Source organism: Rhizobium sp. AC27/96 (genome assembly GCF_001692325.1).
Lineage (GTDB): Bacteria > Pseudomonadota > Alphaproteobacteria > Rhizobiales > Rhizobiaceae > Rhizobium.
In genome coordinates, this window is the sequence record NZ_LXKN01000018.1 from 296,503 (window position 1) to 321,136 (window position 24,634).

Below are 24,634 nucleotides of genomic sequence, written 5' to 3' on the forward strand. Positions count from 1 at the left end.
AGGGAGCTGGAAAAGTGTTTCGTTCGATTACCTTTCTGCTCGTCCTGTTGCTGCCCTCGTTCGCCCTTGCGCAAAGCTGCAGTTTCAGTGTGGCCAACGTAAATTTCGGTCCCGTCGATACCCTGTCCAACAACCCCGTCAACACCACGTCGACATTGACCGCCAGCTGTACGGGAGGCTTGCTGGATATCGGCAGGCGCCTGCTGATCTGCCCGAATATGGGCACAGGCAGCGGTGGCGCGACATCGGCAACCGCCCGGCAGATGCTGAACGGAACCAATCCATTGAACTATCAGCTTTATTCCGATCCGGGCTACAGTGTGATCTGGGGCTCGAACACATGGTCCTATCCAGCGCGCGCGCCGGCCTATGCCCTGACCATGGCTTTGCTTAGCGGAGGTTCATTGATCGGGGCTTCTGGCAGCTTCACCGTATATGCCTCCGCTCTGGGCAACCAACCGACGGCGGCGACGGGGGCTTTTACGTCCAGTTTCTCGGCTGCCGACACCACTTTCATTTACGGCTACAGCAGCGCCACCACCTGCGCAGCTCCCTCGGGAACCCTGGGATCAGCTCCCTTTACCGTCAATGCAAGTGTTGCCGCTAACTGCCTGATCAATATCCAGAATATCGACTTCGGCACGCAGGGCGTATTGAGAACCAACGTCGATGCCACGGGCTCGGTGACTGCGACCTGCACGCCGGGCACGACCTATACGATCTCGCTGAATGGCGGCACGGCGAATGCCGCCCCGACGGCGCGGAAGATGGCGAAGGGCGCGGAGACGGTGACCTACGGCCTCTACAAGGATCTGAACCGGCTGCAGCCGTGGGGAGATGCCAGCACGCCCGGGAGCACCGTCGCTGGAACGGGAAACGGATTGGCTCAACTTTTGACGGTCTATGGCCGTGTACCGCCGCAGACGACGCCCTCTCCTGGTGTTTACACCGATACGGTGATCGTCACCTTGACCTACTGAACTGGAATAGCGACACGCGGAGACATCCGGCCGGATCAAATGCCGCGTTGTCTAGCGCCGGACGCTTGCAGCTCCATCACGCTGCATCCGCGCCACCTGAGCCATGGTCGCCGTCTCCCGCAGTCGGTGCCGTTGTCTTTTCCGAGGGTAAGTCGGAAGCGCAAACCAGATTGCGGCCGTTACGCTTTGCTTGATAGAGCCGCCTATCTGCAACAATGGCTAATTCTTCCCAGTGGTCGAATGTGCATTGAACCCGCCAGTCGACGCCGAAGCTGGCTGTGACCGTCAGCTGATGCTCTTCGTTGATGATGGTTTTCGCCAGTGTCTCCCGCAGCCGTTCCGCAGCTGCCTGTGCGGATGCCTCGGTGACGTCCGTCAAGACGATGATGAATTCCTCGCCGCCATAGCGAGCGAACAGATCCTGCGAGCGAAGGCACGGGGCCAGGATCTCCGCTGCCCTTTGAAGCACCAGGTCTCCGACAAGGTGGCCATACCGATCGTTGATCGACTTGAAATGGTCGATGTCGAACATGATGACTCCGATGCCGCGGGAACCGCCTCTCGGCACAGTCAGCAATTCCCCAACTGCCTCACCAAGGGCACGACGATTGAGGAGACCGGTCAGCGCATCCGTTTGAGAGAGGCGTCGCAACTCCTCCGTCATCGATTTGCGTTCCATCTCCAGATGCCGCTTGAGGCGCTGTTGTTCCCGAAGCAGATCGAGCCGCTGGAACATCTCGCGCACTTCATGCCCTGCGTGAGGCATCGGTGTTGGCTGCGCGAGATTGCCGGCCGCGATATCGTCGATCTGCCGAATAGCCGCAAGCATAGGCCGGAAAAGCGATCGTCCGAGCAGATAGGCCAAGCCGACGACCACGGATATCGCCACGCCGGCCAGAAGCGTCGAAACCAGCATGGTGTTGAAGGCTTTTTCGCGCGCGGTCTCCAGGGAAGTGAGCGCCGTCTCCTCGATCAATTCGCGCAGGACTTCGGTAGATTTCATGCCCGGAACGTATTTCGCGGTAAATTCTGCTGGGGTTGGCGAATTGTTGCCATTCAATCCAAAGGCAACCCGTTGGGCATAGGGCAATGAGCCGGAGAAATAGTTTACCGTTACCTGATCCAGCAATTGCGCAATGGCCTTGGACTCCAGGGTAGCAGGTGCATAGGTCTTCAAAAGCGCGTTCACCTCGAAAAGCCGGTTCAACTCGCTGTTGAATGCCGCCCGGTAATGCGAGCGCGCCTGCCCCTCCGAAGTCATCATCATGACGACATAGGACCCCACTCGTCCGGCTCGCTCCCTCAGCGTTCCGGCCATGGAGGTCAACATCACTTCGGCACCAGTTTCGGGCGCCAGCGCGATAATCGACCGTCCCGCAACGTCGCGATAATCCTGGGCACGGTCCGCAGCGCGGAACATGGCCTGGATCGCTTCGGCTATCTTTGCGCCGCTGCGTTCGCTGCGCGGAGTTGCCGCCGCCGCGTCGACGGCGGCCCTGCCGGCTTGCAACTGGGCCTTAACCGCCATGAACGAGCTGCGCATCTCCGGTGATGCGCCTATTTCCGTCTGAAAAATAGTCTCGAGCAGCGCGACATCGTGGTCGGTTTGTTTCCGGCTCTCCAGCAGGGCGGCCGTAAACTCAGGCCGTTGCGCATCGGAGGCACCCATGAGGCTGTTTGCAGGCCCACGTTCTCGCGAAATCGCGGCAGCGGCATGCAGGGCGACATGAAAGCGATTGAACTCCGTTACGCCCCGCCTGTAGTTATTGTAGTCCGACAAGCTGAAGACAATCGTCGAGCCGGCCATTATCAAGCAAACCATGATAACGGCTATGGCCCCTATCCATTGCAGCTGTTGAATTTTAAGCCGCCACAAGAAATGCACTCCGCAAGCAAATATCCGGTTCAGATTACACCAGATTTGATAGAATCTTCACTTAACGAATAGACCTAAATATTTCTCCCACACGCCCTGCCGCCTCCGCGTTTCGCAGCAGGTCTTGGCCGTGGTCCATGAATATTAAGCGATGGGAACAAATTGCGGCGAAACGCAGGAAGCTTAAAGTGTTCGTCGTCGCGAAGACTTAATTTTGCTCGAAAACCGGGGGCAGAAGGTTCGCGCGTGCCGAATAATGCGGCTGGCCGACCACGTGTGAGATCATCAAAGCGTAGACCAGAATCGAACCGAGGACGATGGCTATGCCGTTGAGCGGAAGGTTCGTTGTGGCGGGGGCGTTGGGCGGGGTAATCTTCGGCGCATTTGCAAGCGGGCGGTTGATGTCAGACTTTGGCGTCGCTTTAAGGGGGATCTGCAACTCCTGTTCCAAGCGCGCTTGTGCGTCGGTGCGCTTGCCATATTTCATCAAGGGCCTGAACTGGATGATTTCGCCCATTTTCATAGGCTCCCTTTTATCGCGCGGCTATTGGCCATTGTCCTGATTACTATCAGTATCAGTAAAATCGACGCGAACGACAATCTTTTCTGGCCGGTCTCCGCTATGCGGAACTATTACAGTAACGATGCAGCGATTTTCACGCGGCTTGACGGATAATAGCCGCCCTTTTGTCTTTGACAGAACCTGGTCAGCGGCATTCGAGCAATCCTGGATTTGGTCGCCGGATTGAACAACCTGACCCTGCCCCGCCAATACCGGGCCTGCTATCGAGATTCCGACAAGTGCTGCTGAGATCCTGATCATTACAGCAGTATATCCCAACAGGGGCGCGGAGGCGACCTTGGTCGGCAAGAAAGCCAGCCTTTTGCATGATCTTTTCGTTGCCTGTGGCCTAGCCGCCAATGATGCTGCTTGCGCGTTGTCCACCGGGCGCGGTTACACGCTCTAGTGGACATTCCGAGAGAATTCGTGGATGGAGATGCGGCGAAGCTTTTTGGCTTTGCGCAACATGTCGTTCAAAGCACCGCTATATCAACCATTCGCTACAAAGGCCTGCCATGCTTACTCTCGAAACGTCTCGGCTCATTCTGCGGCCATGGCAGGATCGTGATCGTGAGCCTTTTGCAGCCATCAATGCCGATGCCGAAGTGAGGAAATACTATTATCCGAGCCTGCTGACGGCGGCTGAGACGGATGAGCTGATCGATGAAGCCAATGAACAGTTGGCAGAGGACGGATACGGTTTCCTCGCCGTCGAACGGAAGGCCGATGGTGCGCTGATCGGCGGCGGCGGTCTGTCCCGTCCCGGACCGGAAGTGCCCGGTGATTTCGCGCTGGAGATCGGCTGGATTCTCGGGCGCGCCTATTGGCGCCAGGGCTACGCCACGGAGATCAGCCGTTGCTGGCTTGATTTTGCCTGGCGGCAGTTGGAGGCCGATTGCCTCATCGGCTACACCTCGGACATCAATCTTCCCTCCCGGCAGGCGATGGAAAAGATCGGCATGGTTCGCGTCGAGGATGGCGATTTTGACGATATCACCGTACCGCCGGGACATATTCTGCGGCCACATGTGCTCTATCGCATCGACAGGCCGGCGCCGTAGACACCGCAAGTAGCAGACGCGGGGTCGGGCCGCCGATCACGACCTTGCGCCGCCGAGGCATTCACGCGACAATTCCCCCATGAGCATACCGACAATCCATCCCTTCGCCTTCGATCCCACCTATGGCCTTAAGCTCGAGCAGTTACGCGCCATCGAGCCACCGCAAGTGCCTGATGGGTTCGATGATTTCTGGCAGAAGCGCTACACCGCCGCCATTGCAGTCGACCCGCAGCCAAGACTTCGCCATAGCAAACCGCACCATGACAAGTGGCATGTCTTCGATGTCAGCTACACCTCCACCGATTCAATTCAAATCAACGGCTGGCTTCTTATTCCAAGGCATGGGCAGGTCAGTCGTGGCCTTGTTGTCGGGCATGGCTATGGCGGCAGGGACCAGCCCGACTTTGATCTTCCTCTACAAGAGACGGCGGTGCTGTTTCCGTGTTCACGCGGCCTGTCCCTCAGCGCCACTCCGGAAATTCCGGCAGATGCGCCGAGCCATGTTCTGCATGGCATAGAGAGCCGCGATACCTATGTCATCGGCGGCTGTGTCGAAGATCTCTGGCTTGCGGTTTCGGCGCTGGAGACGCTTTATCCCTGGATTGCCGGTCATATCGGCTATAGCGGCATCAGCTTCGGGGGCGGCCTCGGCGCTCTGGCAATTCCTTTCGATGCGCGCATCGATCGCGGCCATCTGATGGTGCCGACCTTCGGCGATCGGAAGGCTTGGCTGACCTTGCCCACCGTCGGCAGCGCCGACTCGGTCCAGGCCTATCAGAAGCAACATGGAAGCGTGTTTGAGACGCTGCGCTTCTTCGATGCCGCCATCGCTGCAAGCCGCATCAAGGTGCCGATGCTGATTGCTCCGGCTCTTTTCGATCCCGCGGTTGCGCCGCCCTGCCAGTTCGCCGTCGCAAATGCGACGCAGAAGTTTAACGAAATCTTCATTCTCGACGCCGGTCATTTCGAATACACTGGCATGGAGGAGCAGAACGCAATTCTGCGAGACAAGGTAGGGCAATTTTTCAAGGTGTCATGAACCGAGAATATCTGCGCTGGTACAGCCCGCGGCTGGAACGAGACATGGAGCTGCTGGTGTTCGGCCATGCAGGCGCCAAAGTCCTGATGTTTCCGACCAGAGACGGGCGCTTCTGGCAATATGAGCAGATCGGGATCGTGGCCAGCCTCGCGGAAAAATTGAACGCGGGACATCTTCAGCTTTACTGTATCGAGGGGCTCGCCGGCGAAACCTTTTACGGGTCGGCTCGCCATCCGGCCGAGCGCATTCGCCGTCACAGGGCTTTCGAGGAATATATCCTGAATGAAGTGCTGCCCTTGATGGCGGAAAAGAACCCGCATGATTGCACCATCGTCCATGGCTGCAGCCTCGGGGCCTTCCAGGCCGCAAGCCTGGTCTTTCGCCACCCTCACCTCTTTCGTAAACTCGTCGCCTTCTCGGGCCGCTACGACCTGACGATGCAGGTGGAATCCTTCAGTGATCTCTTCGACGGCTATTACGACGACGACATCTATTTCCACACACCGACGCACTTCCTGCCCGGACTAGGCTCGGACTGGCATTTGGAAAAGCTGCGGCAGGTCGATATCGTTCTCACGATCGGCGATGCCGATCCGTTTCTAGCCAACAACCGCCATTTGAGCCATCTCCTGGCCAGCAAACAGATCGATCATCGTTTGCATGTCTGGGATGGCCGAGCGCATCGCGCAGGCGCCTGGCGCAGGATGGCGCCGCTCTATATTTGAGACCGCCCTACGGGCTTGATCAGTAGTCGCTGCCAGTCAAATCAGACCAGGCCGACCGGAATGGGTCTCATCACTTTGCGCGCACCATAGTCACGCTCGTGAGACTTACGGTGCTGCTGCTCGTGACTTGCGGAGAACTCGATGTGGCTGCGCTCGACCATACCATCCGGATAGGTTCCGGTGTCATCGGTCTCGACTTCCGACTGCGCAGTGACGATCTTCAAATTCATCTCTAGTCCTCCGGCTTGGCACGGAAACCCTTGATTCCATGGTTTGTTCCGTTAGTATCCGCACAATTGTTAAAAAATTAACTACGTCCGTTAATGAATTTGGGCGTCGTGGTATCGAACTTGAACGGCTGGTTGGATTGCGCCATTGTTGCAATCCAGGCGTTTAGTCTCCGAGTCGGATTGGAGATCGGATGCATCGATACAGTTGGCACCGGACACGACGCCGGCTGTCGTAGTCAACGCAATTTTATGAATTTCGACTTCGTTCGGTGCGTGACCCATTAGAGGTAAGCCGAGCTCTACGTGCCTGCGATCAATCACTGTCAAATCGGCGGATAGACTGGAGCGGATCATGGCCATACTCATAACATCGATCATTCTGGCACTCATCGGTCTGGCGCTCGGCGGCGGCGGGCTTTGGCTCGTGCTGCTTGGCGGCAGCGTCTTCTATCTTCTCGCCGGTCTCGCCTTCCTGGTGACGGGTATCCTGCTTGCCATGCGCAAGGCCGCAGCTCTCTGGCTCTACGCGGCTTTCGTGCTTGCGGCTCTTGCCTGGGCAATATGGGAAGTCGGTTTCGACTGGTGGCAGCTCGGTCCGCGCGGCGGATTGATCATTCTGATCGGTCTATGGCTGCTGACACCATGGATCAGGCGGCCGCTCGGTTTCCGCAGCCTTGATGGTGTCCACTATAGCGCCAATCCCTGGCCGCTGGCAGTAACCCTGATCATTGCCGTCCTGATCGCTGTTTACTCGATGACGACAGACCCTCACGACCTATCTGGCGATCTGCCGACAACGGTGGCGGCGAATGCGCCGACGGGAGGCGATGTGCCCGATGGCGAGTGGCATCACTATGGGCGCACATCCTTCGGCCAACGTTACTCGCCTCTCGACCAGGTCACTGCTCAGAACGTCGCCAACCTCAAGGAGGTCTGGCGCTACCAGACAGGCGATGTGAAACGCGCGGACGATATCGGCGAAACCACTTATCAGGTCACGCCCCTCAAGATCGGCGACACGCTCTTTCTGTGTACGCCGCATAGTTTGGCGATCGCCATCGATGCGAAAGACGGCAAGGAGAAATGGCGTTACGACGCCAATGCCGGCATGAACCCCAATCGCCAGCATCAGACTTGCCGAGGCGTCTCCTATTATCACGACAAGGCCGTGCCTGCCGGCGCGCCTTGCGCCGATCGCGTCTATCTTCCGACCTCCGACGCCCGGCTGATCGCGCTTGACGCAGCCAATGGCAAGGTATGCCCCAACTTCGCCGATCAGGGCACGCTGCATCTCGAAACCGGCATGAAATACAATCCGGCCGGTTACTACTATTCGACATCGCCGCCCGTGATCGTAGCCGACAAGATTATCATCGGTGGCGCTGTCAACGACAACTACTCGACCCAGGAACAATCAGGCGTCATCCGCGCCTTCGACGCCAGGACCGGCGCGCTCATCTGGAACTGGGATTCGGGCAATCCCGACCAGACGACGCCGCTGCCTGCCGGACAGACCTACACGACCAATTCGCCGAACAGCTGGTCGGTCTCCAGCGCTGACGAGGCACTGCGCATGGTCTATGTCCCGCTCGGCAACCAGACGCCTGACCAGCTCGGCATGGCGCGCAGCGCCAATGTCGAGCGCTTCTCCTCCTCCGTGGTGGCGCTTGATATCAACACCGGCCAGCTGAAATGGGTGCAGCAGTTCGTCCATCACGATCTCTGGGACATGGACGTGCCGGCACAACCCGTGCTGTTCGACATGACCAAGGCCGACGGCACCGTCGTTCCCGCGCTGGTCGCCTCGACCAAGCAGGGCGATCTCTACGTGCTGGACCGCCGCACCGGCGCTGCGATCATTCCCTTCAAGGAAATTCCGGCGCCCGGCGGCACCATTCCGGAGGATCACTCTTCACCGACGCAGCCGATCTCCGATCTGACCTTCTCGCCGCCGCCGCTGCAGGAAAAGGACATGTGGGGCGTCTCGCTGTTCGATCAGCTCGCGTGCCGCATCTCCTTCCATCTGCACCAATACGAAGGCCGATACACGCCACCGTCCCTGCGTGGCTCGATCATCTATCCCGGCAATTTCGGCACCTTCAATTGGGGCAGCGTCGCGGTCGATCCGGAGCGCCAGATCATGTTCGGCATGCCGACCTATCTGGCTTTCACCTCGCGGCTGGTGCCCCGCGCCGAGATCCCGCCGAAGGGAGAGGGCGACAAGGGCAGCGAACAGGGATTGAACCGCAATGATGGCTCCCCCTATGGCGTCTATATGGGCCCGTTTCTCAGCCCGCTAGGCGTTCCCTGCCAGGCGCCACCCTGGGGCTATGTCGCTGGTGTCGATCTCAAGACCGGTAAAATTGCCTACAAGCACAAGAACGGCACCATCTACGACATGACGCCGCTGCCGCTGCCCATCAAGGTCGGCGTTCCCGGCATCGGCGGGCCGATTGTCACCAAGGGCGGCGTTGCCTTCCTGGGTGCGGCCGTGGACGATTACCTGCGGGCATATGATGTCACGACGGGTAAGCAGCTCTGGCAGGCGCGCCTGCCGGCGGGCGGCCAATCCACGCCGATGACCTATACCGCCAGCGACAACAAGCAATATGTCGTCATGGTAGCCGGTGGTCATGGCTCGGTCGGAACCAAGCCCGGCGACTATGTTATCGGCTACACGCTGCCATAAATAGGATTGGGCGGGATCGCCCCGCCCTCCATCTCTGGCAGGCTTCAATGCCGAAGCGGCTAGGCAATCTGCTCAACGCGGCATTGCTGGCACAAAGGATAGGTATTCAGGAATGGCGCAAGCCGTTCGCGCATGATTTTGAAATCTGATCCGTACATGTAAAAGGCGGTTTCTTCCGGTCCTTGCCAATGGCTGCTGACCGCTCCAATGCCCTGCAACAGGCGCTGGCATTCCGCAAAGACATGATTGACATCAGAATCACGGTAGACCTCGTCTGGCAGGTCGGTACCGTTCAAATATAATCCCAGGCCCTCCTGCAGGCCGAAATCAATCCGCCGGTTCTGATCGGGGATATTCATCCGCGAGCCCTTGGGAGCCAGCATGGCCTCAAGGGTGCGCATAACCATTTCGATCGTCGCATCGGATGGGTCATCCAACTCGATCTCAATATCGCATTCGCTGACTTCGCCGTCGGGCGCCATCAATGTACCGCCGCCGACGACGCGTACGCCATGCTTGTGTTTCGCCATGGCCGCATCGAGAGCGTCTTCAATATCGGCTCGATCATCCGGTTGCAGGCGCGCGTTCAGTGTGGCCACAACGACCATGGGTTTCTTTTTCTTGAAAAGATTGAACATGGGCTATCTGCTGCCTCCCCCGGCTTCAACGTTGCGAAAATCCCGGTTGTAGTTTGAGTCCCGCAACCGTTTATTGCAACGGCTTATTTCCCGCCGCCACGGCGTCGTCCTCGGAATTTGCCGGAGGCTCCCAGCCGAAGACGCTGCGGCCGCCATAGGAGAATGATCTGTCAAATTCGCCGGCGACGATCTCCTTGAGATCAGGTCCGGTGACATATCGCTCCAGAATTCTCGACTGATCGTCCAGCCGCTTCAGGGCCGACAGTTCCTCATCTCGGCCAAGCCGCCCTTTCCTGACCGCGGATTTCATCACGCTGATGGTCTCGTCATAGACTTTCAATGGCACCGGAAAGGGATGCCGATCCTTACCGCCATGGGCCAGCGAGAAGCGTGCGGGATCGGAAAAGCGGCAGGGCGCGCCGTGAACGACCTCAGCCACCATCGCCAAAGCTTTCACCGTCCGTGCGCCGACGCCGGGCGTCAGCAGTAAATCCTCGAAATCCACCGGGCCGCGATCGGCAGCAGCGGCGAGATTGCCATGCAGGCGGCGCATGTTCACATCTTCCTGGCGGACATCATGATGCGCCGGCATGATGAGGTACGGCAGCATCGGTTGCACATCTTGTTTGCTGATTGCCGGAGCTTGTCCTTCCAGCACATTGAATTCGCGAATGATTTTATCGGGACCAAGCGAGGCAAGCAGATCGAGCTGGCGGTTGCGGGAATGTTCGGCCCGCCGATCGGCGAGATTGATGATCTCTCCCTGCTCCCGTCCCTCGATGGCGGCATGGGGTGAATCCAGAAAGCTCGTCAGCCCCTCGGATAGCCAGTGATATCGCCGTGCCTGCCGGCGGTCGCCGTTCATGCCCTGCTGGACGACGACCCATTTGCCGTCATCGGCCACGATGAAGCCATGCAGATAGAGGTCGAAGCCATCCTGGACCGCTGCGCTGTCCACCTTGGCGATCAGCCGGCTGGTGCTGGCAAGCGATGTTCCATCGATCCCGACGCGCTCGCCGATATGGATCAATTCATCCGGTGTCTTGCGCGAATGCGAGCCGCGACCGCCGCAGACATGGATGCCGAGTTCGCCCGAAAGCGGGGTCAGGCCGCGCTTCAATGCGCCGAGCACGCTTGTGGTGATGCCGGAGGAATGCCAGTCCATGCCCATGACGGCGCCGAAGGACTGGAACCAGAATGGATTGGCCAAGCGGCGAAACAGCTCATCACGTCCATAGTGCTGAACGATCGCCTCGGTGATGACAGCGCCCAATCGCGTCATCCGTTCTCCAAGCCATCGCGGCACGCGGCCGCCATGCAACGGCAGGTCAGCTTTGCCAGTTCTTTGCGCCAAATTCGTCACTCTCGATCTTCGGTGACGAGATTGTAGCGTCGATCGTCGATTTGCACCATACGTTCTCTTTTTGTCCCACTTCGTGGCGTCAGAGAACTGGCGAGACAATCGCTAGGAGTGATTGCGCAGCAAATGGGAGCGCATCGCCGCAATGCCCTCATCGATATTGGCGCGGCCGAACCCAATGCGGAACCGGTCGTCTGGCGTCGCACTGAGATCCGAGTGATAGAGGCTTGCCGGCAAGAGCAGCACGCCTGCCTGTTCCACCAGATTGCGCGTGAAGGTCTCCACGCCATCCGCACCTTTGTAGCGTGGATAGCAGACACAGCCGCCATCGGGCGTATACCACTCGAAAAGATCCTCGAACTCTGAAAACAGAGCCTTCAGCTTTCCGAGGTTGGAAGCGATCAGCCTGTTATTGCGCTCGAGAATCCTGTCGGCATTCAGCAAGGCAATCTTCGCCAGGCTCTCGCTCGGACCTGAATTGCAGATGGAGAGATAATGCTTCATCCGCTCCATTTTCGAAATCAGGGTGTGATCGCGGCAGGCAATCCAGCCAATGCGCAGGCCCGGCAAGCCATAGGCCTTGGACATGACGCCAAGCGAGAGGCCCCGTTCATAGGCGTCGGCAGCGGCCTGCGATACCGGCTTATTATCGACGGTCAGGCCGCGATAGACTTCGTCGCTGAAGAGCCAGATGCCGTGTCGCCGGCAGAGATCCACCAGTGCGTCGAACCTCTCCTTTTCCAGCACCTTGCCTGTAGGATTGTGCGGGAAATTGATCGAGACCAGCTTGGTATTGGGTCTGATTGCCTTGCTGACCACATCGATGTCCAGCGACCAGCCGTCTTCCGGATCAAGTGCTATAGCAGAGACATCGCAAATGCTGAGGGGTATCGTTTCGGACGATTGGTAGTTGGGTGTTACAATGATCGCATGATCGCCCTTGTCGAGAAGCGCATGCATGGCGATGTAGATGCCCTCTTCCGCGCCGGCAAAGCATAGAATATCGGCGCGCTGCATCTGGTGATAAAGCCCGGCGATGATGTCGCGCAATGCCGGATCGCCGAAGGTCTCCGTATAACCAAGCCAGAGATTGTCGTAGGCCGCCCGCTGCTCCGATGTCGCCATGTCAAGCAGCTCAGCCATCGTCATGCTCTGCGCGTCGGAGGCAGTCATGTGATAGCGCGCACTGAACTCCCACTTCGAAAAATGAGTTTCCAGCTTGAAATCTGGCAGCAGCGGCATGACGACATTCTCCAACGGCGGCAGACACACATTCGTGCCGGCCCTTACTGGCTCGATAATTAGTAGCGCATTTACAAATTGTCAAATATATAGTGAATGTAAATCATCAGAAGGAAAGAGGCGATGGCGCGAAAGACAGGCACAAGCAATGAGCAATCAACCGGTTCCGAGGACCTGCTGCGGTTCGCTTCCGTCGCCGATGCTGTTGCGATCCTGCTCAAGCCCCATGCGGAGGTCGTCCTTCACGACCTGAGAACGCAGACGATTGCTCATATCGCCAACAACCTGTCGCGGCGCGAAGTCGGCGGCTCCTCCCTTGCCGAGTTGAAGGATATCGGATCGCTCGGCCTCGATGTCATCGGCCCCTATCGGAAGGTGAATTTCGATGGTCGCCAGCTCAAGTCGATCACTGCTGTTTTGCGCAACGAGGCAGGCGAGCCATTCGGCTTGCTCTGTATCAATTTCGACATCGCACCGATCGAGGCAGCGCGTGATGCGTTAAGCCTTCTGGCGGCTTTTCAGGATGTCGGTCCGCAGCCATCCGCACTATTCCGCTCAGACTGGCAGGAAACCGTCAATGCCGCGATCGCGGACTTTCTCGGCGAACGAGGGCTGGCCGCTTCCGCGCTGGCGAAGGAAGATCATGCCGCTCTCGTCGAGATGCTGGAACAGGAGGGCTATTTCTCCATCCGCAATCTGGTCCCCTATCTCGCGCGGGTGCTCGGCATTTCACGGCCGACCGTTTACAAGCACCTGCGCGAAGCCCGGCAGAGGAAGCTGCCGAAGCCGACGTCTTGACCCCGCCTGGAAGATTGGCGCCAACAAGCCGACAACACACGCGAGTTAGGCAGGCATCGGAGCAAAGCTGCTCATTGCGCCGGAAAAGGGCTTGGGCAAAGGCGAAGCATAGGAACTGCGCTTGCTGGTGGACAGGCCCAGGGAGACCAGTGCTTCGGCCTGCTTGACCGCCGCAGCCACGCCGTCCACCACGGGGACGCCATAGATCTCCTGCAGCTCTCGGGCAAGATCCGTCATGCCAGCGCAACCGAGCACGATCGCTTCCGCGCTATCTTCGGCAAGTGCGCGTTCGATTTCCGCCCGCAGTTTCCCAATCGCGCCAGGAGACGCGTTCTCAAGTTCCAGGACTGGGATATCGGAAGCGCGCACCTTGGCGCGTGCTCCCATGCCGTAGCGCTGGACGAGATTGTCGATCAGGATGCGCGAACGCTCGAGCGTCGTCACCACGCTGAACCGCTGCGCCAGAAAGCCCGCCGTCGCGACAGCCGACTCGCAAAGCCCGACAACGGGCACGTCGCAGAACATGCGGGCGGCTTCGAGACCGGTATCGTCGAAGCAGCAGATGATCGCGGCGTCATAACCGGCGCCTTGCCTCTCCTTCAATTCACGCAGCATGCCGGGTACGGCGAGAGCCCCGTCGTAATAGCCTTCGATCGAGGCCGGCCCCATCTGCGATGTGGCGGCGATGATCTCTGTGCCGGAGGCCGCGACTGCGCGGGCCGCTATCGCGGCCTTCTCTGTCATCGAGGCCGTCGTATTCGGGTTGATAAGCAATAAACGCATGATCTCAGCTTTTCTTGGCCTGGCGGCGGCCAAGCATGGTCATAATCCCGAGTGCCAGGAGAATGATGGTGAAGGAAAACAGCGTCGTCACCGTTCCAAGCGCATAGAGCACCGGCGTCGTGACGTTGGTCGTCATCCCATAGATTTCCAGCGGCAGGGTGTTGTAGGTCCCCGAGGTCATCAAGGTCCGGGCGAACTCGTCATAGGAGAGCGTGAAGCCGAACAGACCGACGCCGATAAGGCTTGGTGCGATCATCGGCAGCACGACATGGCGGAAGGTCTGCCATGACGTGGCGCCCAGATCCCGAGCTGCTTCTTCGTATGCCGGTGAGAAACGGTTGAAGACGGCGAACATGATCAGCACGCCGAAAGGCAAGGTCCAGGTGAGATGCGCGCCGAAGGCCGAGGAATACCAGGCAGGCCCAAGACCACCCTGCTGGAAGACCACGCCGATCCCGAGTGAAATGATGATCGATGGCACCACGAGGCTGGCAACCGTGGCGTAGAACAGAAATGTCGAGCCACGGAAACGGCGGCGAAAGGCAAGGCCTGCCAGCAGCGAGACGACGACGGTCACGATCATCACCATGACGCCGAGGATCAGCGATCGCTGGAACGACGCGCCGAAATCGCCGACCGCCTGCTTCTCGAAGAGGTTGGCGAACCAGTGCAGCGACACGCCGTTCAACGGAAAGGTCAGGCCGCCGTCCGGCCCCTGGAAGGACAGGATAACGATCGCCGACAGAGGGCCGTAGAGGAACAGCACGAAAATGGTGAAGAAGATCGCCAGGACATAGAATTCGAGGCTGCGCTTTTCCCGGTTCATCTCAAAGCTCCTTGCGGATATCGACGATGCGCAGGATAGCGGCAACCATCAGCAGGACGACGATCAAGAGCACCACAGCATTGGCGGCTGCGGCCGGATATTGCAGCAGCGACATCTGGTTCTTCATCATCAAGGCGATGGAAGCGCTCTGGCCGCCCGACATCACCTGGACAGTGGAGAAATCCGCCATGACGAGGGTAACGACGAAAATGCTGCCTATCGCCATGCCGGGCTTGGCAAGCGGGAGCACCACATTCCACAGCACCTGCCACCCGCTGGCACCGGCATCACGAGCTGCCTCGAAAAGCGAGCGGTCAATGCGCATCAGCGTGTTGAAGATCGGCGTTACCATGAACAGGGTGTAGAGGTGCACCATGGCCAGTACCACGGCGAAATCGGAGTAGAGCAGCCATTCGATCGGCTGCGGGATGATGCCCATCTCGATCAGCGTCGAGTTGACCAGCCCATTGCGCCCGAGCACCGGTATCCATGAGATCATGCGGATGATGTTCGACGTCATGAATGGCACGGTGCACACCAGAAAGAGGATCATCTGCGTCGACGTGCGGCGGATGTGGAAGGCGAGGAAATAGGCGACCCAGAAGCCGATGAAGAGCGTCAGCCCCCAGACAATGACAGTGAATTTCAATGTGTTGAGATAGGTTTTCCACGTAACCCATGAACCCAGCGTATCGGTGTAGTTCGTGGTCAGGAAGGCCGGGTAAAGGCTTGCGAAGTCATAGTCCCAGAAACTGACGATACCGATCATCGCAATCGGCAAAAGGAAGAAGAAGCCGAGGATCAGAAAGAGCGGCGTGGCCTGCAGATAGGCGACGGCCCAGGCGGGCACCCCAAATCCGCGTCCAGCTTTCTGTGTTTCCTGCTCCGCGTCCGAGGAAGCGATCGTCGCCATGGTTCGGCTCTCCATTGATGGGCCTCCCCCCGTATCGGCGGGGAGAGGAAATGACGTGTATGCTGTTTAGGCGGCGATGAACTCGTTCCAGCGACGGACCATGTAACGGTCTTCGTCCATGACCGAATTCCAGCAGGCGACAGCGCCCATGCGGGCTTCGAAGGAACCGCCGTCGCGAACGGCGCCGGCCTTCTCCATGACCTTGCCTTCCGGAGACAGGATATCGCCCTGTGCCGGCTTGCCTTCGATCCAGTAGCCCCATTCGTCGGCCGACATGAAGTTCTTGGCGGTGTCCATGCAGGCGGAATAGTAGCCCTGGCGGTTGAGGTAGCCGCCAACCCAACCGGACGTGTACCAGTTGATGTATTCATAGGCTGCGTCGAGCTGGGCGCCTTTGAGATGCGAGGCGAGGCCAAGACCGCCGCCCCAGGCGCGATAGCCTTCCTTCAGCGGCTGGAAGGTGCAGGCGATGCCTTTCGAGCGGACCGCGGCGACGGCCGGCGACCACATCGACTGGATGACGACTTCGCCAGATGCCATCAGGTTGACGCTTTCGTCGAAGGACTTCCAGAAGGCGCGGAACTGGCCGTCGCCCTTGGTTTTGATCAGGAACTCGATCGTCTTGTCGATTTCCGCCTTCGTCATGTTGCCCTTGTCGGCATATTTGATCTTGCCGGCGGCTTCCATGATCATCGCGGCATCCATGATGCCGATCGACGGGATGTTGAGGATGGCGGTCTTGCCCTTGAAGGCCGGATCGAGAATGTCGGCCCAGCTGGTGATCGGGCGGCCTGTCAGGTCGGGGCGAATGCCGAGCGTATCGGCATTGTAGATGGTCGGAACCATCGTCATCCACTGCGTCGGTTCCTTGGCGAATTTCTTCGAGCCCTGCGCTTCGACGAAGCCGACGGTATGCGGAGCCGTGCCCTGAGCGATGACGCTATCCGGCTTCAGCTTGCCGTTGATGAAGAGCGGCACGATCTTGTCGTAATATTTGAGCTTCTTGACGTCCATCGGCTGCAGAACGCCGGCCGGGAATACCTTCTTGGCGATCCAGTATTCGATATCGGCGATGTCGTAGCTATCAGGCTGGGTGACGGCGCGCTGCGCTGCGGCGTCGGAATCGGTCGCGGTCATCTCCAGCGTAATGCCGAGGTCGGCCTTGCACTTCTCGGCGATCGCATTGATGTTCGAAACGCCGGTGCCGAACTGGCGCAGCGTGATTTTCGTTTGCGCCCAGACTGTCGGAAAGCCGGTTATGAGGCCGGAGCCCACAACAGCGCCGGCGGCGGCAGCTCCACCCTTCAGCAGCGACCGGCGGGAAATGCCCTTTGTCGCCTTGGTAGTCTTCGTTTCATTCGTCATGTCTGTTCCCTTTTTTTGATGTTTAGGAGTCATGCGGAAATGCGGCCGAGGAGGATGGCATCCCCCAGAGCCCAACTCAGGGAGACGGCATCGCCGACCGATAGGAATTTGGCTGAAACGTCGTCGTCGCTTGCGATCACGGTGAAATCGTCGCTGCCGGCGCCGATGACCGTGATCTTCACTGTCGCGCCGCGGTATTCGACATTGGAAACGACGCCGTTGAAGCCGAGACCCTTGTCGGCGGATGAGGAAAGGCGGACCCGATCGGTGCGGATACCGATATCGACCGCCTCTCCCACCTGACGACCGGTTCCTCGCACGGAGAAGCTCTGCCCTTCCGGCGCCGTCATGGTGATGATGCCGTCCTCGCTCAGCGTCACTCGCCCGGACAGCACGTTATGATCGCCCATGAAGCGCGCGACGAAGGCAGTTGCGGGACGCTCGAAAACCTCGCGCGGGGAGCCAGCCTGCTCGATCCGCCCATCGTTCATGATGACGATGATATCGGCGAGCGCCATCGCCTCTTCCTGGCTATGCGTGACGTGGACGAAGGTGATGCCAAGCGTCTTCTGCAGCTTCTTCAGCTCCGCGCGCATGCGGATCTTCAAAAAGGGGTCGAGTGCCGAGAGCGGTTCGTCCAGCAGCAGCGCCTCGGGATCGGTGATCAGGGCGCGGGCGAGCGCCACGCGTTGCTGCTGGCCGCCGGAAAGCTGCGCCGGGCGACGGTTGGCATAGGCCTCCATCTGCATGAGCTTCAGCATTTCCAGCGCCTTGGCGCGGCGCTCTTCCTTGTCGACGCCTTTCATCTTCAGGCTGAAGGCGACGTTGTCGATAAGGTCGAGATGCGGAAACAACGCATAGGACTGAAACATCATTGCCGTGCCGCGCTTGGCGGGCGGGAAATCGGTGACGACGATATTGCCAAGCCGCACGTCACCCGATGAAATGCTTTCGTGCCCCGCGATCATGCGCAGCGTCGATGTCTTGCCGCAGCCGGAAGGGCCGAGAAAGCAGCAATAGGACCCTGCCGGTATTTTCAGGCTGATCGCGTGGACGGCCGTCGTGGTGCCGTAGACCTTCGAAACGGACGCTATATCTATCTCTGCCGCTTTCGACATCATCTTCCCCTTTTGTCTGGGAAAGACACTGCATCAATCGTGCCAGTTTTGCTGCGCCGCACTAAATATCTGTAATTCCGATATTTTTATCGGGGTGGCAGATGTTTGCCCTTTATTAGGCAGGTTGCTATTTGCCCATTTTATAGGCTATTGTCTTCGATATATGCAGGTAATTGTATACAATTTAACGCCATGTTTGCGCCAGATTTCATTTAACTTCCGTAGCAAACCACGATATCATTTGCATTAGATACCGGGTCGGCGACTTTATGAACTCTTCAGCAGATGCGCTTCAGGCGCCCAGCGATTCCACGGAAAACGGTGCCCAGCAGATTCGCGACGCAATTCGCGATGCGATCGTCGAGCGCAGGCTTTCGCCAGGCACCAAGCTATCCGAAAGCGATGTCGGCAACCTGTTCAATGTCAGCCGCACGCTGGCGCGCGCTGCCTTGCAGGCTCTTTCCTATGAGGGCCTTGTCAGCGTCGAGAAGAACAGGGGCGCTTTTGTCGCCTACCCTTCCCCGGAAGAGGCCGGGCAGATATTCGCAGCCCGCCGCCTGGTCGAGCCGGGCATTTTGAGGTCCGCGGCCGAGCGGATTACCCCGGTCCAGCTTCGGCAGTTAAGGCAGCTGCTTGTGGAAGAAGGCCGCTTGATGAGCGAGCGGGGTCAGCCTGCCCGCCGCGCCGAAATCAAGGCATCCGGTGATTTCCATTTGATGCTGGCCTCGATATCGGGCAATCTCATCATGCAGCGCTTCATGGAAGAGCTGGTTGCGCGCTCTTCGCTTGTGATCGCGCTGTATGGTCAATCCAGCGTTTCGAGCTGCGGTCATTCAGAGCACGGCGATATTATCGACGCGCTCGAGCGCAAAGACGTCGAGACCGCCTGCCATCTGATGCTTCACCATATTGCGCATATCGAAGCCGACCTCGATTTGCGCGAGCGCAAGAGCTTCGGCCTGAGGGAAGCCTTCGAGCGCTAAAGGCTACCCATATCGGGACCACACCCGAGCGATTGAGTTTCCGCAGTGAAGGAGAAGCATTTGAGCGTGATCGAGACGCTTTTTACCCGCGCCAAGCTCGCCGATGGCTCCATCAGGGATATCGGCGTCACGGACGGCCGCATTGTGGCGATCGAGCCAACGGGATCGGTGGTCGAGGCCGGCCAGATCGTGGAACTTGAGAGTGCATTGGTCGTCCCGGGTTTCGTCGAGGGCCATATTCATCTCGATACCAGCTTTTATGGTGACGCCTGGATACCGCATAAGCCGTGCACCAACGGCTTCGACGTCCACGAACGCGTGGCGTTTCAGGCAGAGAACATGGCGCAGGCAGCGCCCATGGATGTGCGGGCTCGCAACCAGCTCGACCTCTGCATTGCCAACGGCAGCACGCATATGCGCAGCCACGTCATGGTGGACGGTTCCGTCGGGTTGAAATCGCTTGAGACGATACTGGCCGTGCGCGAGGAATATCGCGGACTGATCGATATCCAACTCGTCGCCTTCCCGCAAAGCGGCATTTTGAAGAGCCCGGGAACGCCACAGCTTCTGGACGAGGCGATCACGATGGGTGCCGATCTCGTTGGAGGGCTCGATCCCGCAAGCTTCGATCGCGATATCGAAAGGCATCTCGACGTCGTTTTCGGTGTCGCCGAGAAACATGGCGTTGGTGTCGATATCCACCTCCATGATGGCGGCACGCTTGGCCTGTTCACCATCGAGCAGATCTGTGCCCGCACACGCGCACTCTCCATGGGCGGACATGTGGCCGTCAGCCATGCCTATGGGCTCGGCGATCTCTCAAGCGAGGTGGCAAAGCGGGCGGCAGCTCTGATCGCCGAAAGTGGCATTGCCATCATGACGAATGCGCCGGGCAGCTACTCTTTTCCTCCCGTCGCCCTACTCCGCTCCGCCGGCGTCACCGTCTTCAGCGGCAGCGACAATATCCGCGACTCATGGTGGCCCTATGGCGACGGTGACATGCTCGGGCGAGCGATGATGATCGGTTATCGCTCCGGCTTCTATACGGATGACGAGTTGAAGGCCGCCTTCGACATCGTCACCGAAAGCGGCGCCAGGGCGCTTCGGCTTGAAGACTATGGCTTGCACGTCGGCGCGAAAGCCGATTTTGTAACGTTGAAGGCCGAGCATGTGCCCGAGGCGGTCGTCGCTGTTCCGAAGGGACGCTCCGTCTACAAGGCCGGCAAGCTTGTCGCCAGAGATGGCGCGGTTCTGCGGAGCTGAGACAAGACAACTATCCCACCCTCCAATAACAGCGGTAGCTTCATGCTCGATCTGGTGATTTCGAATGTCCGCTTCGCCAGACAAGAGGGTTGTTTTGACATTGGGGTTAGAGGCGGCAAGATTGCCGCCATTGAACGGACTTTGGCCACCGACGCGCCACGTCATGACATGTGCGGCCGCTTCGCATTCGGCGGCTTTGTCGATAGCCACATCCACCTCGACAAGGCCTGCATTCTAGACCGCTGCCTCATATGCGAAGGCACGCTTGAGGAAGCGGTTCGCGAGACTGCCAAGGCGAAGGTCGGTTTTACGATCGAGGATGTCTATGCCCGCGCCGCCCGCGTGGTCGAGAATGCCATCGTCCATGGCACAACGGCGATGCGGACCTTTGTGGAAATCGATCCGCGCGCCGGTTTTCGGTCGTTCGAAGCGATCAAGCAGATCAGGCACACCTATGCCTGGGCCATCGATATCCAGATCTGCGCCTTCGCACAGGAAGGGCTGACCAACGAGCCCGAGGCGGCGGAAATGCTGGATCGTGCGCTCGAAAGCGGAGCGGATATGATCGGCGGTTGCCCCTATACCGACCCTGATCCTCAAGCCCATATCTCGCGGATATTCGACCTTGCCGAACGTCACGGCGTCGATGTCGATTTTCATCTTGATTTCGACCTGAACCCGTCCGGCTCGGCAATCCCCGCTGTCTTGGCGGAAACCGAGCGGCGTGGCTATGGTGGCCGTGTTTCGATCGGCCACGCCACGAAGCTCTCCGCCATGCCGACGCCATTGGTCAGCGAATTTGCCAGACGGCTCGCCGATGCCGGGGTAGCCGTGACGACTTTGCCGGCGACGGATGTCTTCCTGCTTGGTCGTACTGCTGATCATCTGATCCCGCGTGGCCTGGCGCCGGCAATGCTGCTGATCGACCATGGCGTCAACGTGACCGCCGCAACAAACAATGTCCTGAACCCGTTCACTCCTTACGGCGACGCGTCACTTGCGCGCATGGCCAATTTCTTCGCGAACCTGGCGCAACTGTCGCGGGACGAAGACATTGCGCGGGCGTTCGACATGGTGACCATCAATGCTGCGCGATTAATGCGGCGTGACTATCGGCTGGAACCGGGTGTGACTGCGGATATCGTGGTGGTGGATGCGGCCGATCCATTGTCGCTGGTTCGCGAAATTCGCCAACCAATCGCCGGCTGGAAGAATGGCAGGCAGACTTTTGTCCGCCCGCAGCCGCGTCTGCTGCCACCTAAAAGCTAAGTGGCACCTAAGCCGGATTGCGACGATCTCTTACCGCTTCAACTCACGTTCGAATTTTTCGATCTGTTGTAGAACCCATGGATCATCGGCCGAATATTGAATCGTTTCGGCCTCAAGCCGCTGTCGGCGGCGGCGCTGAATCCAGTCGATGAAGGCGAGAAGCAGCCGCATGGGAATTTCCAAGCTCTTTCAATATCTACGAGGCCCGACGATCAGATTGGCAAGCCAATCGGAAGCCGGGCCTCGAGGACCGCAAGGCGTTGCGGCAGATGCCTTTTGCCCTTGCGAAAATGAACGGTAGCTGAACACATATGCACGTTACGATGTTTTTAATTGCGTAGTTCGCGCAACCATGGAAAATATATTGGTGCCCTACACAACCTTCGAAGAGACGAAGGCGGTGGTGGTAAATTTGCGGCCATTTTTTATGAAAGCGTACCGTTATCGCCAAAACTGACCTAGTCGGAATGAATGACCGCGATTAAAAAACGCCGCGTCGCTTCCGATTTCCCCGGAGCGGCACAAGCTTAGCCTCGCCGATGCGAGGCTTTTTTGTTTTCAGGCATAATTGCCTTAACGGCGCGGCTCGCCGCCGGGTGCATAGACCGTATCCTGCTCGAAGCGGAATACCGAGCCGCAGCGGCAACGCATCATGTGCTTGCGTGGATCAGTCGACGGCCGCTCGGTGGCAAAACCATGCGGCATCTGATCGATCTTGAAATCGCGGCTCGGTGCCCGACGATTGTCCGTCTCGGACACCTCGGCAAAACCGATATGCCCGCACCGCGCGCATTCCAGCTTCCGTGAATATCGATCTCGCGCAGCCATTCTCTTCCAACTCAGAGACTCACATTGCGATCTTTCTATCAGCGCTATCCGCGCTCTTGAAGCCAGAACGATGCCATTTGTCTGTCCGGCCATCTTTCGCGCCGATCCTGTCATTCACGATATCGACCACAGAAAATATGAAATCGCCGGAAAAAAGAGATTGACCTGATGGCAGATGTCAGACCAATTTATCGACCCATGACCAAGGCCATGCTCACACCCCTTCCCTCCATCGACCGGACGCAGCAAGTCATAGAGGCGCTGTCGAGCTTCATCGAATCGTCGAAGCTCCAGGCAGGCGAGCGGCTGCCGACGGAGCGTGAACTGATGGTCGCCCTTTCCGTGGGGCGCTCGACCATCCGCGAGGTGATCACCTATTTCCAGGCTCTGGGGGTGATGGAAACCCGGAAGGGCAGCGGCACCTATCTGTTGAAGCCCGTTTCCAAGGGCACCATCCATATGCCCCTGTCGCTCGATCCGCCGCATCTGCGTGATGCCTTGCTGCAGACGCTCGAAGTTCGCCGCGGCATCGAATGCGAAGCCGGCATGGTGGCCGCGAGGAAGCGCACCGACGAGGACATCGCCAACATCGAGCAGAAGCTGAACGAGATGGAACGCGTCCACATGGCCAAGGGCACATCCGGGCCTGAGGATCTCGCCTTTCACCTGGCGGTCTACGACGCCACGCACAATCCGTTGTTCAAGCAACTACTCGAACAGATGCGTGAAACCTTCGAACGCTTCTGGGACCATCCCTTCGACCGGCAGGATTTCGCCCGCCGATCCTTCCCCTTTCACCGCACGCTGTTCAACGCAATCGTCGACCAGGATCCCGAGGCGGCGCGCGCCGAAACATTGAAAATTCTCGACGTTGTCGAGGAAGACATCAAGGAAATGTCCAAATGACTGACGGGCTAGAGCCGTTCGAACTTGCATCCCTCATTACGGCCCATGACGACGGCAACTTCGCCGATGCCGTGGTGCCGCCGATCTTCCAGACTTCGCTGTTCACCTTCTCCAGCTATGACGAGATGATCGCGTCCTATCGCGGCGAGAAGGTGCGGCCGACCTATACACGCGGCCTCAACCCGACGGTTCGCCTGTTCGAGGAAATGCTGGCGAAGCTCGAGGGTGCTGAGGACGCGCTTGGATTTGCCAGCGGCATGGCCGCAATCTCGTCGGCCGTGTTGAGCTTTGTCGAGCCGGGCGACCGGATCGTCGCGGTCAAGCATGTCTATCCCGATGCCTTCCGTCTCTTCGGCACCATTCTGAAGCGCATGAAGGTCGAAGTGACCTATGTCGACGGCCGGGATGAGGAAGCTGTCGCCAAGGCGTTGCCGGGCGCCAAGGTCTTCTACATGGAAAGCCCGACGAGCTGGGTCATGGAAGCGCATGATGTCGGCGCGCTGGCCGCGCTCGCCAGGAAGCATGGTGTCGTCTCGATGATCGACAACAGCTGGGCTACGCCCTATTTCCAGCAGCCGCTGAAGCTCGGCGTCGACCTCGTCATCCACTCCGCCTCGAAATATCTTGGTGGGCACAGCGATGTGGTTGCCGGCATCGTCGCTGGCTCGAAGGAGATGATCGCGCGGCTGAAGGCCGAAGCCTACCCTTACCTCGGCGGCAAGCTTTCACCCTTTGACGCCTGGTTGCTGATCCGCGGCCTTCGTACCCTGCCGATCCGCATGAGGGCGCATGAAGCCTCGGCCATGACGATCGCCAAGCGCCTGCAGGAACTCGATGTTGTCGAACAGGTCTGCCATCCCGGCCTCGCCAATCGCTTGCCAACCGGGCTGAACGGCACCTCGGGCCTGTTTTCCTTCATCTTCCGCGAAGGCGTCGATATCAGAGCCTTTGCCGACCGTCTCAACCTCTTCAAGCTGGGTGTGAGCTGGGGCGGGCATGAAAGCCTGATCGTCCCGGGCGAAGTCGTATTGCAACAGAAGGCGCAGCCGAATTCCGCGCACACTTTCGGCATCCACCCACGCTCCGTGCGTCTTCATATCGGCCTTGAGGGAACCGAGGCGCTGTGGAGAGAGCTCGAGGAGGCCATCGCCGCCACCTCGTGAAGTCGTCAATCCAAGAG

The 24,634-nt window shown here is 58.9% G+C and carries 24 protein-coding genes; 11 read left to right on the forward strand and 13 right to left on the reverse strand.

What is annotated here, in order from left to right:
• Nucleotides 1-14 precede the first annotated feature (14 nt).
• Nucleotides 15-980, forward strand: coding sequence for a spore coat protein U domain-containing protein (locus tag A6U86_RS15050; protein WP_068392539.1), 966 nt, complete (start codon nucleotides 15-17; stop codon nucleotides 978-980).
• A 76-nt stretch (nucleotides 981-1,056) separates the two neighbouring features.
• Here A6U86_RS15050 and A6U86_RS15055 read toward each other — a convergent pair whose 3' ends face one another.
• Both A6U86_RS15055 and A6U86_RS15060 read right to left on the reverse strand, forming a co-directional pair.
• The gene (locus tag A6U86_RS15055; protein ID WP_068392541.1) at nucleotides 1,057-2,787 is read right to left on the reverse strand and encodes a GGDEF domain-containing protein; all 1,731 of its coding nucleotides are present in this window, start codon (nucleotides 2,785-2,787) and stop codon (nucleotides 1,057-1,059) included.
• A gap of 277 nt (nucleotides 2,788-3,064) precedes the next feature.
• A complete protein-coding gene (locus A6U86_RS15060) occupies nucleotides 3,065-3,373 on the reverse strand; it encodes a hypothetical protein (RefSeq protein WP_141683711.1) in 309 nt (102 codons plus the stop codon).
• A 560-nt stretch (nucleotides 3,374-3,933) separates the two neighbouring features.
• Here A6U86_RS15060 and A6U86_RS15065 point away from each other — a divergent pair.
• The 3 genes from A6U86_RS15065 (at nucleotide 3,934) to A6U86_RS15075 (ending at nucleotide 6,243) form a co-directional block, all read left to right on the forward strand.
• The gene (locus tag A6U86_RS15065; protein WP_068392546.1) at nucleotides 3,934-4,479 is read left to right on the forward strand and encodes a GNAT family N-acetyltransferase; all 546 of its coding nucleotides are present in this window, start codon (nucleotides 3,934-3,936) and stop codon (nucleotides 4,477-4,479) included.
• Nucleotides 4,480-4,558: 79 nt separating this feature from the next.
• Nucleotides 4,559-5,518 (forward strand): acetylxylan esterase, encoded by a 960-nt coding sequence (locus tag A6U86_RS15070; RefSeq protein WP_068392549.1) that lies wholly within the window; start codon nucleotides 4,559-4,561, stop codon nucleotides 5,516-5,518.
• Nucleotides 5,515-6,243 carry an esterase family protein gene (locus A6U86_RS15075; RefSeq protein WP_068392551.1) on the forward strand — a complete coding sequence of 243 codons (729 nt, stop codon included), beginning with the start codon at nucleotides 5,515-5,517 and terminating at the stop codon, nucleotides 6,241-6,243. Before A6U86_RS15070 ends, A6U86_RS15075 begins: the two co-directional genes overlap by 4 nt.
• A 41-nt stretch (nucleotides 6,244-6,284) precedes the next feature.
• Here A6U86_RS15075 and A6U86_RS15080 read toward each other — a convergent pair whose 3' ends face one another.
• Nucleotides 6,285-6,473: a hypothetical protein gene (locus tag A6U86_RS15080; RefSeq protein WP_068392552.1), complete on the reverse strand. Its 189-nt coding sequence runs from the start codon at nucleotides 6,471-6,473 to the stop codon at nucleotides 6,285-6,287.
• Between the two features lie 352 nt (nucleotides 6,474-6,825).
• Between A6U86_RS15080 and A6U86_RS15085 the strand changes: the two genes are divergently transcribed.
• Nucleotides 6,826-9,162, forward strand: a complete 2,337-nt coding sequence (locus A6U86_RS15085) for a glucose/quinate/shikimate family membrane-bound PQQ-dependent dehydrogenase (protein WP_068392553.1) — start codon at nucleotides 6,826-6,828, stop codon at nucleotides 9,160-9,162.
• A 59-nt stretch (nucleotides 9,163-9,221) separates the two neighbouring features.
• Here the strand turns inward: A6U86_RS15085 and A6U86_RS15090 are convergent, their stop codons facing one another.
• The 3 genes from A6U86_RS15090 to A6U86_RS15100 form a co-directional block, all read right to left on the reverse strand.
• The gene (locus tag A6U86_RS15090) at nucleotides 9,222-9,800 is read right to left on the reverse strand and encodes a mitochondrial large ribosomal subunit protein uL15m (RefSeq protein ID WP_068392554.1); all 579 of its coding nucleotides are present in this window, start codon (nucleotides 9,798-9,800) and stop codon (nucleotides 9,222-9,224) included.
• A 70-nt stretch (nucleotides 9,801-9,870) separates the two neighbouring features.
• Complete coding sequence (locus A6U86_RS15095; RefSeq protein WP_068392556.1) at nucleotides 9,871-11,154, reverse strand: DUF763 domain-containing protein; 1,284 nt, start codon at nucleotides 11,152-11,154, stop codon at nucleotides 9,871-9,873.
• A 111-nt stretch (nucleotides 11,155-11,265) separates the two neighbouring features.
• A complete protein-coding gene (locus A6U86_RS15100; protein WP_068393955.1) occupies nucleotides 11,266-12,402 on the reverse strand; it encodes an aminotransferase class I/II-fold pyridoxal phosphate-dependent enzyme in 1,137 nt (378 codons plus the stop codon).
• Nucleotides 12,403-12,525: 123 nt separating this feature from the next.
• On the opposite strand from A6U86_RS15100, the gene A6U86_RS15105 reads away from it, so the two are divergent.
• Nucleotides 12,526-13,200, forward strand: coding sequence for a transcriptional regulator (locus A6U86_RS15105; protein WP_068392558.1), 675 nt, complete (start codon nucleotides 12,526-12,528; stop codon nucleotides 13,198-13,200).
• Nucleotides 13,201-13,245: 45 nt separating this feature from the next.
• Here the strand turns inward: A6U86_RS15105 and A6U86_RS15110 are convergent, their stop codons facing one another.
• The 5 genes from A6U86_RS15110 to A6U86_RS15130 form a co-directional block, all read right to left on the reverse strand.
• A complete protein-coding gene (locus A6U86_RS15110; protein ID WP_068392561.1) occupies nucleotides 13,246-13,983 on the reverse strand; it encodes an aspartate/glutamate racemase family protein in 738 nt (245 codons plus the stop codon).
• A gap of 4 nt (nucleotides 13,984-13,987) precedes the next feature.
• Entirely contained in the window at nucleotides 13,988-14,809 is an 822-nt protein-coding gene (locus A6U86_RS15115) for an ABC transporter permease (protein ID WP_068392563.1), read from the reverse strand.
• A gap of 1 nt (nucleotide 14,810) precedes the next feature.
• Complete coding sequence (locus tag A6U86_RS15120; RefSeq protein ID WP_068393956.1) at nucleotides 14,811-15,722, reverse strand: ABC transporter permease; 912 nt, start codon at nucleotides 15,720-15,722, stop codon at nucleotides 14,811-14,813.
• A gap of 66 nt (nucleotides 15,723-15,788) precedes the next feature.
• Nucleotides 15,789-17,087 carry a PotD/PotF family extracellular solute-binding protein gene (locus A6U86_RS15125; protein ID WP_068392566.1) on the reverse strand — a complete coding sequence of 433 codons (1,299 nt, stop codon included), beginning with the start codon at nucleotides 17,085-17,087 and terminating at the stop codon, nucleotides 15,789-15,791.
• A 29-nt stretch (nucleotides 17,088-17,116) separates the two neighbouring features.
• On the reverse strand, nucleotides 17,117-18,205 hold the full coding sequence (locus A6U86_RS15130) for an ABC transporter ATP-binding protein (protein ID WP_068393958.1): 1,089 nt from the start codon (nucleotides 18,203-18,205) through the stop codon (nucleotides 17,117-17,119).
• A gap of 269 nt (nucleotides 18,206-18,474) precedes the next feature.
• Between A6U86_RS15130 and A6U86_RS15135 the strand changes: the two genes are divergently transcribed.
• The 3 genes from A6U86_RS15135 to A6U86_RS15145 are packed head-to-tail and all read left to right on the forward strand — an operon-like array spanning nucleotide 18,475 to nucleotide 21,720.
• The gene (locus A6U86_RS15135; RefSeq protein ID WP_068392568.1) at nucleotides 18,475-19,188 is read left to right on the forward strand and encodes a GntR family transcriptional regulator; all 714 of its coding nucleotides are present in this window, start codon (nucleotides 18,475-18,477) and stop codon (nucleotides 19,186-19,188) included.
• Between the two features lie 60 nt (nucleotides 19,189-19,248).
• Entirely contained in the window at nucleotides 19,249-20,451 is a 1,203-nt protein-coding gene (locus tag A6U86_RS15140) for an amidohydrolase family protein (protein ID WP_198929061.1), read from the forward strand.
• A gap of 42 nt (nucleotides 20,452-20,493) precedes the next feature.
• Nucleotides 20,494-21,720: an amidohydrolase family protein gene (locus A6U86_RS15145; RefSeq protein WP_068392570.1), complete on the forward strand. Its 1,227-nt coding sequence runs from the start codon at nucleotides 20,494-20,496 to the stop codon at nucleotides 21,718-21,720.
• A gap of 30 nt (nucleotides 21,721-21,750) precedes the next feature.
• On the opposite strand, the gene A6U86_RS35625 is transcribed toward A6U86_RS15145, so the two are convergent.
• Both A6U86_RS35625 and A6U86_RS15150 read right to left on the reverse strand, forming a co-directional pair.
• Entirely contained in the window at nucleotides 21,751-21,891 is a 141-nt protein-coding gene (locus tag A6U86_RS35625) for a hypothetical protein (RefSeq protein WP_169055480.1), read from the reverse strand.
• A gap of 402 nt (nucleotides 21,892-22,293) precedes the next feature.
• Nucleotides 22,294-22,548 (reverse strand): hypothetical protein, encoded by a 255-nt coding sequence (locus tag A6U86_RS15150; RefSeq protein WP_068392571.1) that lies wholly within the window; start codon nucleotides 22,546-22,548, stop codon nucleotides 22,294-22,296.
• A 210-nt stretch (nucleotides 22,549-22,758) separates the two neighbouring features.
• On the opposite strand from A6U86_RS15150, the gene A6U86_RS15155 reads away from it, so the two are divergent.
• Both A6U86_RS15155 and A6U86_RS15160 read left to right on the forward strand, forming a co-directional pair.
• A complete protein-coding gene (locus tag A6U86_RS15155) occupies nucleotides 22,759-23,454 on the forward strand; it encodes a FadR/GntR family transcriptional regulator (protein WP_068393961.1) in 696 nt (231 codons plus the stop codon).
• Nucleotides 23,451-24,617 carry a PLP-dependent transferase gene (locus A6U86_RS15160; protein WP_068392573.1) on the forward strand — a complete coding sequence of 389 codons (1,167 nt, stop codon included), beginning with the start codon at nucleotides 23,451-23,453 and terminating at the stop codon, nucleotides 24,615-24,617. Before A6U86_RS15155 ends, A6U86_RS15160 begins: the two co-directional genes overlap by 4 nt.
• Nucleotides 24,618-24,634: the final 17 nt, after the last annotated feature.